The 15,950-nt window shown below is 71.6% G+C and carries 14 protein-coding genes; 5 read left to right on the top strand and 9 right to left on the bottom strand.

Annotated features, from left to right (window positions below; translation table 11 throughout):
• Window position 1: 1 nt before the first annotated feature.
• From QP089_RS16280 to QP089_RS16265, 4 genes are all read right to left on the bottom strand, one after another.
• A complete protein-coding gene (locus tag QP089_RS16280; protein WP_285912453.1) occupies window positions 2–1,165 on the bottom strand; it encodes an alpha/beta hydrolase in 1,164 nt (387 codons plus the stop codon).
• Window positions 1,166–1,275: 110 nt separating this feature from the next.
• Window positions 1,276–2,178, bottom strand: coding sequence for a LysR family transcriptional regulator (locus tag QP089_RS16275; RefSeq protein ID WP_285912452.1), 903 nt, complete (start codon window positions 2,176–2,178; stop codon window positions 1,276–1,278).
• A gap of 28 nt (window positions 2,179–2,206) precedes the next feature.
• Complete coding sequence (locus tag QP089_RS16270; RefSeq protein ID WP_285912451.1) at window positions 2,207–2,677, bottom strand: OsmC family protein; 471 nt, start codon at window positions 2,675–2,677, stop codon at window positions 2,207–2,209.
• 15 nt (window positions 2,678–2,692) lie between these two features.
• Window positions 2,693–3,319 carry a GntR family transcriptional regulator gene (locus QP089_RS16265; RefSeq protein WP_285912450.1) on the bottom strand — a complete coding sequence of 209 codons (627 nt, stop codon included), beginning with the start codon at window positions 3,317–3,319 and terminating at the stop codon, window positions 2,693–2,695.
• A gap of 110 nt (window positions 3,320–3,429) precedes the next feature.
• Between QP089_RS16265 and QP089_RS16260 the strand changes: the two genes are divergently transcribed.
• On the top strand, window positions 3,430–4,347 hold the full coding sequence (locus QP089_RS16260; protein ID WP_285912449.1) for a serine hydrolase: 918 nt from the start codon (window positions 3,430–3,432) through the stop codon (window positions 4,345–4,347).
• Between the two features lie 5 nt (window positions 4,348–4,352).
• Here the strand turns inward: QP089_RS16260 and QP089_RS16255 are convergent, their stop codons facing one another.
• Window positions 4,353–5,063 carry a hypothetical protein gene (locus QP089_RS16255; RefSeq protein WP_285912448.1) on the bottom strand — a complete coding sequence of 237 codons (711 nt, stop codon included), beginning with the start codon at window positions 5,061–5,063 and terminating at the stop codon, window positions 4,353–4,355.
• A gap of 81 nt (window positions 5,064–5,144) precedes the next feature.
• Between QP089_RS16255 and QP089_RS16250 the strand changes: the two genes are divergently transcribed.
• On the top strand, window positions 5,145–5,645 hold the full coding sequence (locus tag QP089_RS16250; protein WP_285912447.1) for a MarR family winged helix-turn-helix transcriptional regulator: 501 nt from the start codon (window positions 5,145–5,147) through the stop codon (window positions 5,643–5,645).
• Between the two features lie 152 nt (window positions 5,646–5,797).
• Here QP089_RS16250 and QP089_RS16245 read toward each other — a convergent pair whose 3' ends face one another.
• From QP089_RS16245 to QP089_RS16235, 3 genes are all read right to left on the bottom strand, one after another.
• Window positions 5,798–8,602, bottom strand: a complete 2,805-nt coding sequence (locus QP089_RS16245; protein WP_285912446.1) for a vitamin B12-dependent ribonucleotide reductase — start codon at window positions 8,600–8,602, stop codon at window positions 5,798–5,800.
• A 119-nt stretch (window positions 8,603–8,721) separates the two neighbouring features.
• Entirely contained in the window at window positions 8,722–9,195 is a 474-nt protein-coding gene (nrdR, locus tag QP089_RS16240; protein ID WP_285912445.1) for a transcriptional regulator NrdR, read from the bottom strand.
• A 270-nt stretch (window positions 9,196–9,465) separates the two neighbouring features.
• On the bottom strand, window positions 9,466–9,801 hold the full coding sequence (locus QP089_RS16235) for a LysM peptidoglycan-binding domain-containing protein (RefSeq protein WP_285912444.1): 336 nt from the start codon (window positions 9,799–9,801) through the stop codon (window positions 9,466–9,468).
• A 175-nt stretch (window positions 9,802–9,976) separates the two neighbouring features.
• Between QP089_RS16235 and lexA the strand changes: the two genes are divergently transcribed.
• Window positions 9,977–10,675 (top strand): transcriptional repressor LexA, encoded by a 699-nt coding sequence (gene lexA / locus QP089_RS16230; RefSeq protein ID WP_285912443.1) that lies wholly within the window; start codon window positions 9,977–9,979, stop codon window positions 10,673–10,675.
• A 135-nt stretch (window positions 10,676–10,810) separates the two neighbouring features.
• Here the strand turns inward: lexA and leuS are convergent, their stop codons facing one another.
• A complete protein-coding gene (gene leuS, locus QP089_RS16225; protein WP_285912809.1) occupies window positions 10,811–13,273 on the bottom strand; it encodes a leucine--tRNA ligase in 2,463 nt (820 codons plus the stop codon).
• A 381-nt stretch (window positions 13,274–13,654) separates the two neighbouring features.
• Between leuS and QP089_RS16220 the strand changes: the two genes are divergently transcribed.
• Window positions 13,655–14,242, top strand: a complete 588-nt coding sequence (locus QP089_RS16220) for a lytic polysaccharide monooxygenase (protein WP_285912442.1) — start codon at window positions 13,655–13,657, stop codon at window positions 14,240–14,242.
• 162 nt (window positions 14,243–14,404) lie between these two features.
• The gene (locus tag QP089_RS16215) at window positions 14,405–15,949 is read left to right on the top strand and encodes a long-chain-fatty-acid--CoA ligase (RefSeq protein ID WP_285912441.1); all 1,545 of its coding nucleotides are present in this window, start codon (window positions 14,405–14,407) and stop codon (window positions 15,947–15,949) included.
• Window position 15,950: the final 1 nt, after the last annotated feature.

Here is a 15,950-nt window from a genome sequence, read left to right as displayed (position 1 = left end):
TCTAGCGGTCGGCGGGGAGGAAGCGGTCCAGCGCGTCGGCGACGAGGGCGGGCTGTTCGAGCGTCTGCATGTGCGGCGTTCCCGGCAGCACCTGGTACGTCGATCCGGGGATGCGCTCGGCGACCCCCGACATGATCTCGGGCGTGGTCGAGTAGTCCTCCTCCCCCACCAGCACCAGGGTCGGCGCCTGGAGCCCGGCCAGCTTCCCCTGGACGTCGACGTCCTTGAAGGCGCGCCAGGCCGCGGCCCAGTCGGCGGGGTCGAAGCGCCGGATGAGCTCCCGCGCGTACTGCACGCCCCACCCGTTCGTGGCGAGCGCGGGCGCGGTGAACCAGCGCGTCAGGGTCGGGACGATCTGCGCCTCCATACCGTCCTCCTCCCCCGAGCGGGCGCGGTCCTCGAACGCGGCGAACGCGTGGTCGGTCGTGGCCATCAGGGTCAGGGACTCGACCCGCTCCGGCGAGCGCACCGCGAACGTCTGCGCGATGCCGCCGCCCATGGACAGCCCGACGACGTGCGCACGGTCCACGCCGAACGCGTCCAGGACGCCGCCCATGTCGCGGGCGAGGTCGTCCATGGAGAACGGCCGGGGCGCGCCGGCCGCGCCCCCGTGGCCGCGGAAGTCGTAGGCGAAGACGCGGCGGCCTTGCGACAGGCGCTCCATGACCGGCTCCCACATGCGCCAGTCGACACCGAGGGAATGGGAGAGGATCACCGCGGGGCCGTGGTCGCCCTTCTGCGCGACGACCGTTTCGTGGTCGTCCAACTGGACGCGGTGCAGCACCGGCTGGTCGGGGGCGCCCGCCTCCCGGAGCACCTCGTCGACCACGTCCAGCGCGTTCAACGCGCGCGGGAACCCCGCGTAGACCGCGACGTGCTCGGCCAGCGCGAGCAGTTCGTGCGGCGCGACTCCCTGGTGGAGCGCCCCGCGCACATGGCTGGCCAGGCGCCGGTCGGCCCCGCCGAGGGCCGCCACGATCGCCGCGCTCGCCAGCTCCCGCTCCCGGCGGCTCAGCTCGGAACGCGCCAGCGGACCGCCGAACGCCCCTTCCAGCACCGTCTCGTACATCTGCGGAGAAACGCGGCGCACATCGGCGAACGCCTCCTCCGCCGGCACGCCGATCAAGCCCTCGTACGTCCTGCGCGCACGCTCGTCACGGTTCATCGTGAAGCTCCTCGTCCCAGTAGCCCCGCGCTGTGCGGAACACGTTGATCGTCGCGCGTCGGCTCATCAGATGTCCAAGACATAAAAGAGCTGTCGGTCAGATCTAGAACTTATGAACCGACGGACGCGAGTTCCGGATGGCGCTCCATGAAGGCGATGAAGGCCGCCAGCGCCGGGCCCGGCCGGCGCCCCGCCGGCCAGGCAAGCGACGGCGCCCAGGTCGGCTCGGGGTCGAGCCGGACGACACCGATCGGCAGCCCGGGCTCCTCGGCGACCGAGCGCGGCATGACGGCCGCGGCGAGCCCCACGCTCGCCATGGCCCGCGCGGTGCTGTACTCGCGGGTCTCGAACCGGATCCGCGCCGCCGCCCCGGCGTCCGCGAGGGCCGACAGCACGATCTCCCGGATCACCGACCCCTGCGGGTAGCAGACGAGGTCGATGCCGTCCAGGGCCGAGACCGGCACGCGGTAGCGGCCCGCCAGGGGCGCCGACTCCGCCGTGACGAGGACGAGCGGCTCCTCGCCGAGCGGCAGCGACGCGAGCCGGCGACCCTCCTCCTGCGGGGGCAGCCGGACGAGGGTCGCCGCGTCCAGCCGCCCTCCGTGCAGGCCCGCGACCATCTCCCCGGTGTTCATCTCGAGCAGTTCGACGACGACGCCGGGGAACTCGGCGGAGAACGCGGCCAGCAGTCGGGCCAGCCGCGCCGTCAGCCCGCGCGCGCCGCCCAGCCGGATGCGGCCGCGCGTCCCTCCGGCCCAGCCGCGCATCTCCTCGTCCACCGCCGCGATGTCGGCGAGGATCCGCTCGGCGTGCTCCAGCAGGGCCGCGCCCGCCGGAGTCAGTTCCACGCGGTGGTTGTTGCGCTCGAACAGGGCGACGCCGAGTTGCCGTTCGAGCTTGCGGATCTGCTGGGACAGCGCGGGCTGCGCTATCCGCAGCGCCTCGGCGGCGCGGGTGAAGTGCAGCTCGCGTGCGACGGCCCGGAAGTACTCGAGCTGGCGGGATCCGATCATCTCGCCAGCATCTCATCAGTCGGCCGCGTCAGACCGTCACCGTCTCGGGTTCGTGCCGGACCGGGAAGTTCATCGAGTTGGCGATGAAGCACATCTCGTGGGCCCGTGCGTGCACCTTCGCCACGTCAGCGACCCGCGCCTGATCCGCCAGCGTCACCTTGGGACGCAGCACGACCTCCTCGAACCGGCCCGATCCGTCCGGCGTCTCGACCATCGTTCCGTGCGGGCGGTCGGTGTAGCCCGTGACCACGATGCCGTCCTGCGCGCAGAGGGCGAGGAACCACAGCATGTGGCACTGCGACAGCGATGCGACGAGCAGTTCCTCCGGGTTCCATTTGGCCGGGTCGCCGCGGAAGGCGGGGTCGGCGCTGCCCGCTATCGGCGGCTTGCCGTCGGCCTCCACGTCATGGGACCTGTCGTAGGCGCGATAGGAACTCGTCCCGGAACCGGTGTCGCCCGTCCAGGTCACCGTCACCTCGTAGTGGTGGGTCTTCGGCATCGCACATCCTCCCTGTCAGACGAAAGCCGCGCCGGTGGCGCGGGCGTGCTCCGCGGCGATGCGCCCGGCGAGCTCCCGGTCGCCCGCCTCGATCGCGCGCAGCAGGCGGCGATGCCCGCCGGCGACCGTCTCCGGGCGGTCCGGAGCGGTGAGCGACTCGCGGGTGGAGACGATGATCCGATCCCACAGCCGGTCGAGGGTCTCCAGCGCGATCGGGTTGCCGGCCAGCTCGGCGATCCCGCGGTGGAACTCCCGGTTGAGCGCGACCGCCCGGTCGAGGTCGCCGGCCGCCGTGACCTCCTCGAGCAGCAGCGCGTCCCGCTCCAGATCGGCCAGCTCGGCGGGCGGGACGCGGCCGGCCCGCTGCCGGTCGGCGGCGAGTTCGGCGGTGAGCGCCTCGAGCGCGGCGCGCACCTCGTAGGCGTGCCCGAGCCGCTCCGCGCCCAGCGCGTTCACCACGACGCCCCGCCCGGTCCCCTGGACGAGCCCGTCGCTCTGGAGCCGGCGGAGCGCCTCGCGGACCGGCGTCCGGCTCACCTCCAGCGCCGCGCTCACCGACAGCTCGGTGAGCCGCTCCCCCGGCATGTACCGCCCCGCGACGATCAGGTCGCGGAGCCGCCGGTACACCACATCAGCCTGCACGGCACGCATTGTATGCAATGGATGCAGTGCATGCAATTCGGTTAACGGCAAGGCAACGGCCGGCTCAGAAGACTCGCGATCATGGATTCCGACGTCCCGTCCCCGCCGCCATGAGGCCGATCGCGCTCCTGGTCGCGGCGATCGCCGGCGCCGCCGCCATACTGGCGGCAGGCTCATCCGTCGTCGTCCGGGAGACGGTCCCGTCCCGCGCGCCGGCACCATCGCCCACCGGAAGTCCGATGCCCGCACCGTCCAGCCCTCCCGCGTTCGGCCGGTCGGAGCGCGCGGCCCTGACCCGCGCACTCGACCGCTACCTCGACCGCATGCCCGGCGACCTGTCGGTATCGGTCCGCGAAGTCGGCTCCGGCCTCGGCTACACCTACAACGGCGACCTGCGGACGGCGACCGCCAGCATCGTCAAGGTCGACATCGTCATCGCCCTGCTCCTGCGCGCACAGCGGGAGAAGCGCGTCCTCACCGCAGCGGAGCGGATGCTCGCCGAGAAGGCGATCAGGATCAGCGACAATGACGCGGCCAGCGCGCTGTGGAACGAGATCGGCGGGGCGTCCGGGCTGGCGGCCGCCAACCGAAGGATCGGCCTGCGCGACACGACCCCCGGTACGGGCGGGGCCTGGGGATCGACCACGACCGGCGCCGCCGACCAGGTCCGCCTGCTGGCCTCGCTCGTGTCCGGCCGCTCTCCCCTGCACGCGTCAGCCCGCCGCTACCTGCGGAAGCTGATGGCGGACGTGACGTCCGAGCAGGCATGGGGGGTGAGCGCCGCGGCCGGGGACGGGGCGGAGGTCGCGCTCAAGAACGGCTGGCTGCCCCGCGAGATCCACGGCGGGCGCTGGACGGTCAACAGCATCGGCCTGGTCCGCGACGCCGGCCGGCTGTTCCTGGTCGCGGCCGTCTCCGAGCGCGACCCGACGCTGGAGAAGGGAATCGCGGCCGTCGAGCACGCGTGCGCGAGCGTCGTCGCCGCCCTCGCCCGCGCGACCTCGTCCGGCCGCGCCTCCCAGCGGTAGCCCGGTCACGCCGGCGCCGACTCGTCCCGGGACCGCACCTCGTGGCGGGTGCGTGGCATCAGCGCGGCCGCGGCGATCAGCCACAGCAGGCCACCGAAGCGCACGACGGGGACGAGGAACGCGAATCCGGAACCCACCAGCGTCAGCGTCCCGACCATGCCGGCCAGGGCGATCGCCAGCCCGATCCACGCGACCGGCCGCGGCAGCAGTCCGGCCAGCAGTCCCGTCACCGACAGACCCGCGATGAGCAGCGCGAACGCCGCCGCGTAGCCGGGGCCGCCGGACAGGAACGACAGATCGGCCAGGGCCCGTGCGAGCGCCGGGCTCGCGTCCGCGGGCAGCCGGCCGCCGGCCCATCCGAACATCGCGCTGAGCGCGAGCATGGCGGCCGCGAGGATGCCGCCGGCCAGGGTGATCGCCGATCCCGGCGCGGTGATGCCCAGCGCGCGCAGACGCCGGTAGAGCGTCCCGGCGGCAACGATGAGCGGGAACGCGGAGCCGAGCAGCAGGAAGGTGCCCGCCTTGATGGCGGTGCCATGGTCCTGGGCGTACTTGAGCACCTCGGCGCCGGAGGCGTCGGGATGGGGCGTGGACCGGTTGGCCACCACGTAGGCGATGGTCAGCGCGGTGAAGACGAGGACGGGCAGCAGCAGCGGCGGCCCGGACTGCGGACGGCGGCCGGGTCGCGCGCCCGGCCGGACGGTCTCGGTGGTCATGGTCTCTCTCCCTCTCGACAGTTCGTATACGCTCGATAATGATTACAAAGTAGAACGATGTCAAGAGGCTACGATGTCGCCATGACCGCGAGCGCACCCGCGCCCCGGACGGGGGTCGCCTTCCTGCTGGCCCAGCTCGGAGCGCACGCCGCCGGCCTGTTCGCCGAACGGGTCGCCGGCCTCGACCTGACCCCCGCGCAGGCCGGACTGCTGCGCATGCTGGCCACCGTCCCCGGCCGCAGCCAGCGCGAACTCGCCGACGCCCTGGGCATGCCGCCGAGCCGGTTCGTCCCGTTCGCCGACGAGCTGGAGGAGCGCGGCCTGATCGAGCGCCGCCGGAACCCGGCCGACCGCCGGATCTACGCGCTGCACCTCACCGAAAAGGGCGAAGCGCTCCTGGCCGAACTCGCCCAGGTCGGCATGACCCATGAACAGCGGCTCTGCGAGGCCCTGACCCCGGAGGAGCACGACCAGCTCCTCGGGCTGCTGCGCCGCGTCGCCGACCAGCAGGGCCTGCGCCCCGACGTCCACCCCGGCTACCGCCGCCTGCAGCCCAAGCCGAAGAACAAGGCCAAGCCCTGACGCCGCCCTGAAACACCCGAGGGGACCCGGTCACCGACCAGGTCCCCTCGCACAACGGCGGTCATGCCGCCGGAAAGCCGAAGCGGGGAAGCCGGCGCAACGCCGACTCCCCCGCTCCGATCCGCCGATTCACGCCCCAAAGGCGTCCGGCGTCAGCTGCAGCCGCTGGTGGAGCCGCAGCCTTCGCAGACGTAGCAGCTGCCCGCCGGGCGCATCTTGGTGCCGCAGGTCAGGCAGAGCGGCGCGTCGGCGGTGCGGCCCTGGCGGCTCTCGATGACCTCCATCGAGGAGCGCGCCTCGGTCGCGGGCGCCGGGGCCGCCGGACGGGTGATCTCCGCCGACTGGGCGAGGGTCTCGTGCTCGATCGCCTCGTCCGCGTGCAGGGTCGCCGGGTCCTCGCCGTTGGCCTGCATCGCCCGCTCCTCGGCGGTGAAGATGCCGAGGCCCGCGCGCTCCTCGAAGGGCAGGTGGTCCAGCGCCAGGCGGCGGAAGATGTAGTCCATCACCGAGGTGGCCATGCGGATGTCGGGGTCGTCGGTCATCCCGGCGGGCTCGAACCGCATGTTGGTGAACTTCTCCACCCAGGTCTCCAGCGGCACGCCGTACTGGAGGCTGATGGAGATGGCCATGGAGAAGGCGTCCATCACGCCGGCGAGGGTGGAGCCCTGCTTGCCGAGCTTGAGGAAGACCTCGCCGACGCCGTCGTCCGGGTAGGACGAGGCGGTCATGTAGCCCTCGGCGCCCGCGACGGAGAAGCGGGTGACGGTGGCGGGCCGCTGCTTGGGCAGCCGCCGGCGGACGGGCCGGACCTCGGCCGGCGCGGCCTCGGCCTTGGGCTCCTCCTTCTTGCCAGCGGCCGACAGCGGCTGGCCGACCTTGCAGTTGTCGCGGTAGATCGCCAGGGCCTTCAGGCCGAGCCGCCAGCCCTCGAAGTACACCTTCTCGATGTCCTCGACGGTCGCCTGCTCGGGCATGTTGACGGTCTTGGAGATCGCGCCGGACAGGAACGGCTGGACGGCCGCCATCATCCGGACGTGCCCCATCGGGCTGATCGCCCGCTCGCCCATCGCGCAGTCGAACACCTCGTAGTGCTCGGGCCGCAGGCCCGGGGCGTCCACGACGTGGCCGTTCTCGCCGATGTACTCGACGATCGCCTCGATCTGCTCCTGCTGGTAGCCGAGCTTGCGCAGGGCGCGCGGCACCGTCTGGTTGACGATCTGCATCGAGCCGCCGCCGACGAGCTTCTTGAACTTCACCAGCGCCAGGTCGGGCTCGATGCCGGTGGTGTCGCAGTCCATCATCAGGCCGATGGTGCCGGTCGGGGCGAGCAGCGACGCCTGCGCGTTGCGGTAGCCGTGCTTCTCGCCGGCCTTCAGGCACTCCTGCCACTGCTTGGCGGCGGCGGCGTGGATCGACTTGTCCATGTCGTCGAGGCCGCGGATGCCGTCGTTGGCGGCGGCGTGCTTGCGCATGACCCGCTTGTGGCCCTCGGCGTTGCGGGCGTAGCCCGCGTACGGGCCGACGACGCCGGCCATCTCGGCGGAGCGGCGGTAGGCGACGCCGGTCATCAGCGAGGTGATCGCGGCGGCGAGGGACCGGCCGCCCTCGGAGTCGTAGGCGTGGCCGGTCGCCATCAGCAGCGCGCCGAGGTTGGCGTAGCCGATGCCGAGCTGGCGGTAGTCGCGGGTGGTCTGCGCGATCTTCTCGGTCGGGAAGTCGGCGAAGGTGATGGAGATGTCCATCGCCGTGATGATCAGCTCGGTGAGCTTGACGAACTTCGCGACGTCGAAGGTGCCCTCGCCGGTGAGGAACTTCAGCAGGTTGATGCTGGCGAGGTTGCAGGAGGAGTTGTCCAGCGACATGTACTCCGAGCACGGGTTGGACGCGGTGATCCGGCCCGACTCGGGGTTGGTGTGCCAGTCGTTGATCGTGTCGTCGTACTGGATGCCGGGGTCGGCGCACTCCCAGGCGGCCTGGGCCATGAGCCGGAACAGCTCCTTGGCCTTGACCGTCTCGACGACCTCGCCGGTCATCCGGGCGCGCAGCCCGAACTCGCCGTCGGACTCCACGGCGTGCATGAACTCGTCGGAGACGCGGACGGAGTTGTTGGCGTTCTGGTACTGGACGCTGCCGATGTCCTTGCCGCCGAGGTCCATGTCGAACCCGGCGTCGCGCAGCGCGCGGATCTTGTTCTCCTCGCGCGCCTTGGTCTCGATGAACTCGGCGACGTCGGGGTGGTCGACGTCCAGCACGACCATCTTGGCGGCCCGGCGGGTGGCGCCGCCCGACTTGATCGTCCCGGCGGACGCGTCGGCGCCGCGCATGAACGACACGGGGCCGCTGGCGGTGCCGCCGGAGGACAGCAGCTCCTTGCTGGAGCGGATCCGCGACAGGTTCAGGCCGGCGCCGGAGCCGCCCTTGAAGATGACGCCCTCCTCCTTGTACCAGTCGAGGATCGACTCCATCGTGTCGTCCACGGACAGGATGAAGCAGGCCGACACCTGCTGCGGCGACTTGGTCCCGACGTTGAACCAGACCGGCGAGTTGAAGCTGAACAGCTGGTGGACCAGCGCGTACTTCAGCTCGTGGTCGAAGATCTCGGCGTCCTGCTCGGTGGCGAAGTAGCCGTTGGCGAGCCCCGTCTCGACGTACCGGCCGACGACGCGGTCGACGAGCTGCTTGAGGCTCCACTCGCGCTGCGGCGTGCCGACGGCGCCGCGGAAGTACTTGGACGTGACGATGTTGACGGCGTTCAGCGACCAGAAGTCGGGGAACTCCACACCGCGCTGCTCGAAGTTGACCGAGCCGTCGCGCCAGTTGGTCATGACGACGTCGCGGCGTTCCCAGCGCAGCTCGTCGTACGGGTGCACGCCGGCCGTGGTGAAGATGCGCTCCACCTTCAGGCCCTTGCGCCCCCCCTTGCCGCGCCGTGCCGGGCCGCTGACCGTCTCCGTCATGACTTCCCCCTCCCGGGCCCTCCCGCCGGGCCCTGTCCAGGAACAACTCCGCCGCCGCCCGGGGCATGCCCGTGCGGTGGCGCCTTCACAATGTGTTCTCGTTTTTCCGGAAACCGCCCCTACCGGGGCGGGCCGGGCTCCCCCGAGGAACCGGCCTTCCGCAGCGCCTCGATCTCCTTGGCGAAGTCGTCCAGCGACTCGAAGCTCCGGTAGACCGAGGCGAATCGCAGATAGGCGACCTCATCGAGTTCACGGAGCGGCCCCAGGATGGCGAGGCCGACTTCGTGCGAGGGGATTTCCGCGGATCCCGACGATCTGATCGCCTCTTCGACCCGCTGCCCCAGCTTCGCGAGCGCATCCTCGTCCACCGGGCGGCCCTGGCAGGCCCTGCGCACCCCGGCGATGATCTTTTCCCGGGAGAACGGCTCGGTGACCCCGCTGCGCTTGGCCACCATCACGAGCACATTCTCCTGCGTGGTGAATCGCTTGCCGCATTCGGCGCACGCGCGCCGGCGCCGAATGGCGCCGCCGTCGTCGGTCGAACGGCTGTCGATCACTTTGGTGTCAGGGTTGCGGCAGAACGGGCAGTGCACGCCTTGTCCCTCCCCTGACGGAAACGAGTGACACCGACTGGTCGCCATATATAGGTGACTTACATCGGTGTGACTACTAGATGTTGTGGTCAACCGTACGGCTCGGCGCAGGACTGCGCAACCTGGTCCGGGGCCCCGGGAGCGGACGCGCGTCACATCCGGCGCGTAGATCCAGGTCACGTCGGACGATCGGATTCCGGGCCCGGGCGTGTCGCGGCGCCGGCGCCGGGGCGGCCCCCGCGCCGGCGCCGGAGAGGCGGGGCGGGCGGTTCAGCCGGCGGGCAGGACGAGCCGCTGGCCCGGCTGCACGGTGGGGTCGCCGCCCAGCCCGTTGAGGTCGATGATCCGCTGGACGGTGACGCGCGGGTCGGCGCCGGGGTCACAGTCCGTGGCGATGCGCCAGAGCGTGTCGCCGGGCTCGACGACGGCGGTCCGGACGTGCCCGGGACGCCCGTGGTGGGCGGTGCGGCCGCCCGCGAAGGCGCCCGTGCCGCCGTCCAGCCAGAGGGCGGCGAGCGTGAAGGCGGCGGCGAGGACGACGAGGACCGCGCGCCCGCGGCGGGTGAGTCGCAGCGGAGCGCGTTCCCCGGACGGCGAATCGGGCATCTCACCCTCCTGGACTTCGAATGAATTTTCGATCGAACGCCTGTACGATGTTGTACCGCAGCCCACCCGCGAAACGCGAGCACATCTTCGAACAATTGTTTGATCATTTCGTCCGGACGCGATAGCGTTCATTGACAAGGAGTGACGGATCGAGGCGCCCGGGAGGCGACGAGCGATGAGCAAGGTCCGGGAGCTGCCCGACGGGCCCATGGACGAGACGGGCCTGACCCAGCGGCAGCGCATGGTGCTGGAGGTGATCCGCGACTCCGTCCAGCGCCGGGGGTACCCGCCCTCGATGCGCGAGATCGGCGAGGCGGTCGGCCTGACCAGCACCTCCAGCGTGTCGCACCAGCTCCGGACCCTGCAGCGCAAGGGGTTCCTGCGGCGCGACCCGAACCGCCCGCGCGCGGTCGAGGTGCGGGTCCCCGGCGCGACGCCGGTGCGCACCGAGCCCGACTCCTACGAGGCGGTGGGCGGCCAGGAGACCGCGACGCGGCCCGCGCCGGCCTACGTCCCGCTCGTCGGCCGGATCGCCGCCGGCGGCCCGATCCTGGCCGAGGAGGCGGTGGAGGACGTGTTCACGCTGCCCAAGCAGCTCGTCGGCGAGGGCACGCACTTCCTGCTGAAGGTCACCGGCGACTCGATGATCGAGGCGGCGATCGCGGACGGCGACTGGGTCGTGGTCCGCCAGCAGCCGGTCGCCGAGCAGGGCGACATCGTCGCCGCCATGATCGACGGCGAGGCGACGGTGAAGACGTTCAAGCGCAGGGACGGCCACATCTGGCTGATGCCGCAGAACTCCGCCTACGAGCCGATCCCCGGTGACGAGGCGTCCGTGCTCGGCCGCGTCGTGGCGGTCCTGCGCAAGATGTAGCGCGCGGCGCGCCCGGCGCGATCACGGCGCGCCGTGCCGCGCGTCCGCCGTGCCGCGGGGACGGCGCGCGGACGGCACCGAGAGGCGGCCGCGGGGCTGGTCCCCGCGGCCGCCTCGGCGCGTCCCAGGCCGCCGCTAGCGCTTCGGGACGATGTTCACGATCTTCGGCGCGCGGACGATGATCTTGGCGATCTCCGCGCCGCCCAGCGCGTCCCGGACCTTCGCCGAGTCCAGCGCCAGCCGCTCCAGCTCCTCGCCGGCGATGCCGGGCGGCACCTCCAGCCGGTCGCGGACCTTGCCGGCCACCTGCACGACGCAGGTCACCGACTCCTCCACCAGCAGCGCCGGGTCGGCCTGCGGCCAGCCCGCGCGGATCACCGGCGCGGTGCGTCCCAGCAGCTCCCACGCCTCGTCGGCGGTGTAGGGCGCGAACAGCGACAGCAGCACCGCGATGGCCTCGGCGGCCTCGCGGACGGCCGGGTCGGCGGCGCCGGGCCCGGAGTCGATCGCCCGGCGGGTCGCGGTGACCAGCTCCATGATCCGCGCGATCGCCACGTTGAACCGCTGCGTCTCGACCATCTTCGTGGCCTCGTCGACGGTGCGGGCGGTGGCGCGGCGCAGCCCGGTGTCGCCGGACGCCGGGTCGGCGCCCGGCCGCGAGGAGACCTCGGCGGCGATGCGGTGCACCCGGGTCAGGAACTTGGACATGCCGTGCGGGGACACGTCGGCCCAGTCGATGTCGTCCTCGGGCGGGCCGGAGAACAGCATCGCCAGCCGGACCACGTCCACGCCGAACTCGCCGATCTGGTCGCCCAGGTCGACCAGGTTGCCGGTCGACTTGGACATCCCGCTGCCGTTCAGGATCACCTGGCCCTGGTTCAGCAGCCGGCTGAACGGCTCGGTGAAGTCGACCATGCCCATGTCGTACAGGACCTTGGTGAAGAACCGGCTGTACAGCAGGTGCAGGATCGCGTGCTCGACGCCGCCGGTGTACTGGTCGACCGGCATCCACTTGCGGACCTGCTCGACGTCGAACGGGCCGCCCTCGTAGCCGGGCGAGCAGTACCGGAAGTAGTACCAGGACGAGTCGACGAAGGTGTCCATGGTGTCGGTGTCGCGCTTGGCGGCGCCGCCGCACTTGGGGCAGTCGACGTCGACCCAGTCGGACGCGGCGGCCAGCGGCGAGGTGCCCTTGGGCGCCAGGTCGGCGCCGCGCAGGTTCTCCGGCAGCCGGACGGGCAGTTGGTCGTCGGGGACGGGGACCTCGCCGCACGCCTCGCAGTGCACGATCGGGATCGGGCAGCCCCAGAACCGCTGCCGGGACACCAGCCAGTCGCGCAGCCGGAAGTTGACGGAGGCGCGTCCGGTTCCGCGCTCGTCCAGCACCTCGATGATCTTCTCGATGCCGTCGGCCTTGCCCAGCCCGTCGATCGGGCCGGAGTTGACCAGCCGGCCGTCGCCGGGGGTGGCGATGCCGGTCTCGGCGGGGTCGGGCAGCCCGGTCTCCACCACGACGCGGACCGGCAGCCCGAACTTCAGCGCGAAGTCCAGGTCGCGCTGGTCGTGCGCGGGCACCGCCATGATCGCGCCGTGCCCGTACTCGGCCAGCACGTAGTCCGACGCCCAGACCGGCAGCCGCTCGCCGTTGACCGGGTTGACCGCGTAGCGGCCCAGGAACACGCCGGTCTTCTCGCGCTCGGTGGACAGCCGCTCGATCTCGCTCTCCCGGGAGACCTCCTCGCGGTAGGCCTCGAACGCGGCGCGCTGGTCGGGGTGGCAGACCTCCTCGGCCAGCGCGGCGTCGGCGGCGACGACCATGAAGGTGGCGCCGAACAGGGTGTCGGGACGGGTGGTGTAGACGGTGACGGGCTCGTCCCGGCCCTCGATCACGAAGTCGACGTCGGCGCCGGTGGAGCGGCCGATCCAGTTGCGCTGCATCAGCAGGACGCGCTCGGGCCACTTGCCCTCCAGCTGCGCCATGTCGTCCAGCAGCCGGTCGGCGTAGTCGGTGATCTTGAAGTACCACTGGGTCAGCACGCGCTTTTCGACCAGCGCGCCGCAGCGCTCGCAGTGCCCGCCGACGACCTGCTCGTTGGCCAGGACGGTCTGGTCCTTCGGGCACCAGTTGACGTGGCCGCCCTTGCGGTAGGCCAGGCCCCGCTCGTAGAAGCGCAGGAACAGCCACTGCGTCCACCGGTAGTACTCGGGGTCGGAGGTGTGCAGGCGGCGCGTCCAGTCGAAGGACGGGGCGTAGCGGCGGAACGAGGCGGCCTGCGTGTCGATGTTGGCGTAGGTCCACTCGGCGGGGTGCGAGTCGCGCTTGATCGCGGCGTTCTCGGCGGGCAGGCCGAAGGAGTCCCAGCCGATGGGGTGCAGCACGTTGTACCCGCGCTGGAACCAGTAGCGGGCGACGACGTCGCCGATGGCGAACGCCTCGGCGTGACCCATGTGCAGGTCACCGCTGGGGTAGGGGAACATGTCCAGCGCGTAGCGCCGTTCGCGGCCGTCGTCCTTCTCCTCCGCCGCGAAGGGGTCGAGCTCCGCCCACCGGGCCTGCCACTTGTCCTGAACCGCCCGTGGGTCGTACGTCTCGGTCAGGGGGGACGCCCCCCCTGTACCCCCCGCGGCTCCGCGGGTGGGGTCGTCGCTGCTCACGCTTCCGCTCCGGTCTCCATCTGGGGTTCACAGGGCCAACGGGCTCTCCGTCACATGAAACGGCCCCTCGCGCAGGAGGGGCCACCACGTCGACGTCGATGCGTCAACGTGGTCGTCGAAGGAGCAGCCTGGCCGACATACATCAAGAGTAGCGCAACCGCAAGCCTCGCGCCGGGGGCCTGCCGGGCCGGCGGGGGGTTGACGCGGCGGCGCCGATCGCCCATCCTCTCCAAAAGGAAAGTTTCCTATTTAATGGAGGCTCCGGCCGAGGCTCGCTCCCCGTCCCCTCACCCAGAGGGGACCACCCCCGCCAAGGAGACGCGCATGCCACGCAAGTCCACCCTCGCCATCGCCGCCGCCGCGGGCGCCGGCGCCACGCTCCTCACCGCCGCTCCCGCGCTCGCCCACGGCTACACCAACAGCCCGCCCAGCCGGGCGCTGCTGTGCAAGCAGGGCACCGTGAAGAACTGCGGGCCCATCCAGTGGGAACCGCAGAGCACGGAGGGCCCGAAGGGCTTCCCCCAGTCCGGCCCCGCCGACGGCACCCTCTGCGCGGCGGGCGACAGCCGCTGGGCCCCGCTCGACGACCAGCGCGGCGGCACCTGGCCCGCCACGAAGGTGGCCGCCGGGCCGTACACCTTCACCTGGCACCTCACCGCCGCCCACGCCACCACCTCGTTCCGCTACTTCATCACCCGCGACGGCTGGAACCCCACCCGGCCGCTCACCCGCGCGCAGCTCGACCTGACGCCGTTCCTGCAGGTCAACTACGGCGGCCAGCGGCCGGCGTACGACGTCAGCCACAGCGGGACGCTGCCCGCCAAGCACGGCCGGCACATGATCCTCGCCGTCTGGGACATCGCCGACACCGGCAACGCCTTCTACCAGTGCTCGGACGTCGACTTCGGCTGATCTGCGCGACGGCCGGACGGCCGTGACCGGCCACCCCCGCGGGCCGCCCCGCTCCAGGCGCCCGCACCCGTGGCCGGGCGGGACCGCGCGTCCCGCCTGGCCACCTGGTCATAGACTCCTCGGTGACAAACCGGCCGGTCACCGTTCCGCGCGAGGAGTGCCATGCTCAACCTGTCCGTGCTGCTGGAGGACGCCGCCAGGGAGACGCCCGACCGCGACGCCGTCGTGTTCGGCGACCTGCGGCTCTCCTACTCCTTCGTCGACCAGGTCGCGAACCAGGTCGCGAACCTGCTGCGGGCGCGCGGCATCGGACCCGGCGACAAGGTCGCGCTGTCCAGCCCCAACCTGCCGTACTTCCCGATGGTCTACTTCGGGGCGCTGAAGGCGGGCGCGGTGGTCGTGCCGCTGAACGTGCTGCTCAAGCCGCGGGAGATCGCCTACCACCTGGCCGACTCCGAGGCCAAGGCGTTCTTCTGCTTCGATGGGACGCCGCAGCTGCCGCTCGGCGAGACCGGCCACGCCGGGTTCCAGAACGCCCCCGGCTGCGAGCACTTCTTCCTGCTGCCGGCGAACCCGGCCGCGGCCGAGTCGCCGATCGAGGGCGCCGAACTGTTCTGGGCGGCCCTCACCGGCCAGTCCGGCACGTTCGAGACCGAGCGGACCGAGGGCACCGACACCGCGGTGATCATCTACACCAGCGGGACGACCGGGCAGCCGAAGGGCGCCGAACTGACGCACGGCAACCTGCTGATGAACGCGATGGTGGACGACACGCTGTTCGCGCGGACGCTGCACGACACCTCGCTGGTCACGCTGCCGCTCTTCCACATCTTCGGGCAGACGTGCGTGATGAACGTCGGGTTCTACCGGCGCGGCACGCTCGTCATGCAGCCGCGGTTCGACGCCAAGGAGGCGGTCGAGCTGATGGTGAAGGAGAAGGTGACCATCTTCGCCGGCGTCCCGACGATGTACTGGGCGCTGCTCAGCGACGACACCTCCGCCGAGGACGTCGCGGCGATCCGGGAGAACCTGCGGGTCGCGGTGTCGGGCGGCGCGGCGCTGCCGATGGAGGTCATCAAGGGCGTCCGGGACAAGTTCGGGATGAACGTCCTGGAGGGCTACGGGCTGTCGGAGACCTCGCCGGTCTGCTCGTTCAACCGCCCCGACCGGCCGACCAAGCCCGGCTCGATCGGGCTGCCGGTCTGGGGCGTGGAGATGAAGCTCGTCGACGACGGCTGGAAGGAGGTCGAGGGCGAGGGGCCCGGCGAGATCGCGGTGCGCGGCCACAACGTCATGAAGGGCTACTACAACCGGCCCGAGGCGACCGCCGAGGCGGTCAAGGACGGCTGGTTCCGCACCGGCGACGTCGCCCGCCGCGACGAGGACGGCTACTACTACATCATCGACCGCTCCAAGGACATGATCATCCGGGGCGGCTACAACGTGTACCCGCGGGAGCTGGAGGAGGTCCTGATGACCCATCCGGACGTCTCGCTGGCCGCCGTGGTGGGCGTCCCGCACCCGAGCCACGGCGAGGAGGTCAAGGCGTACGTGATCCGCAAGCCCGGCGCCGCGGTCACCGAGGACGAGCTCGTCGCGTGGGGCAGGGAGCAGTTCGCCAACTACAAGTACCCGCGGATCGTCGAGTTCCGCGACGAGCTGCCGATGACCGCCACCGGCAAGATCCTCAAGCGCGAGCTGCGCTGAC

Origin of the sequence: Actinomadura opuntiae, from assembly GCF_030283205.1 — a bacterium.
GTDB lineage: Bacteria > Actinomycetota > Actinomycetes > Streptosporangiales > Streptosporangiaceae > Spirillospora.
This window is presented reverse-complemented; position numbering and strand designations above follow the sequence as displayed.

Coding starts and splice junctions, on each gene's coding strand:
- QP089_RS16220 (WP_285912442.1), top strand. CDS start 13,655: ATGCCACGCAAGTCCACCCTCGCCATCGCCGCCGCCGCGGGCGCCGGC.
- QP089_RS16255 (WP_285912448.1), bottom strand. CDS start 5,063: ATGACCACCGAGACCGTCCGGCCGGGCGCGCGACCCGGCCGCCGTCCG.
- lexA (WP_285912443.1), top strand. CDS start 9,977: ATGAGCAAGGTCCGGGAGCTGCCCGACGGGCCCATGGACGAGACGGGC.
- QP089_RS16235 (WP_285912444.1), bottom strand. CDS start 9,801: ATGCCCGATTCGCCGTCCGGGGAACGCGCTCCGCTGCGACTCACCCGC.
- QP089_RS16250 (WP_285912447.1), top strand. CDS start 5,145: ATGACCGCGAGCGCACCCGCGCCCCGGACGGGGGTCGCCTTCCTGCTG.
- QP089_RS16245 (WP_285912446.1), bottom strand. CDS start 8,602: ATGACGGAGACGGTCAGCGGCCCGGCACGGCGCGGCAAGGGGGGGCGC.
- QP089_RS16275 (WP_285912452.1), bottom strand. CDS start 2,178: ATGATCGGATCCCGCCAGCTCGAGTACTTCCGGGCCGTCGCACGCGAG.
- QP089_RS16270 (WP_285912451.1), bottom strand. CDS start 2,677: ATGCCGAAGACCCACCACTACGAGGTGACGGTGACCTGGACGGGCGAC.
- QP089_RS16215 (WP_285912441.1), top strand. CDS start 14,405: ATGCTCAACCTGTCCGTGCTGCTGGAGGACGCCGCCAGGGAGACGCCC.
- QP089_RS16260 (WP_285912449.1), top strand. CDS start 3,430: ATGAGGCCGATCGCGCTCCTGGTCGCGGCGATCGCCGGCGCCGCCGCC.
- QP089_RS16280 (WP_285912453.1), bottom strand. CDS start 1,165: ATGAACCGTGACGAGCGTGCGCGCAGGACGTACGAGGGCTTGATCGGC.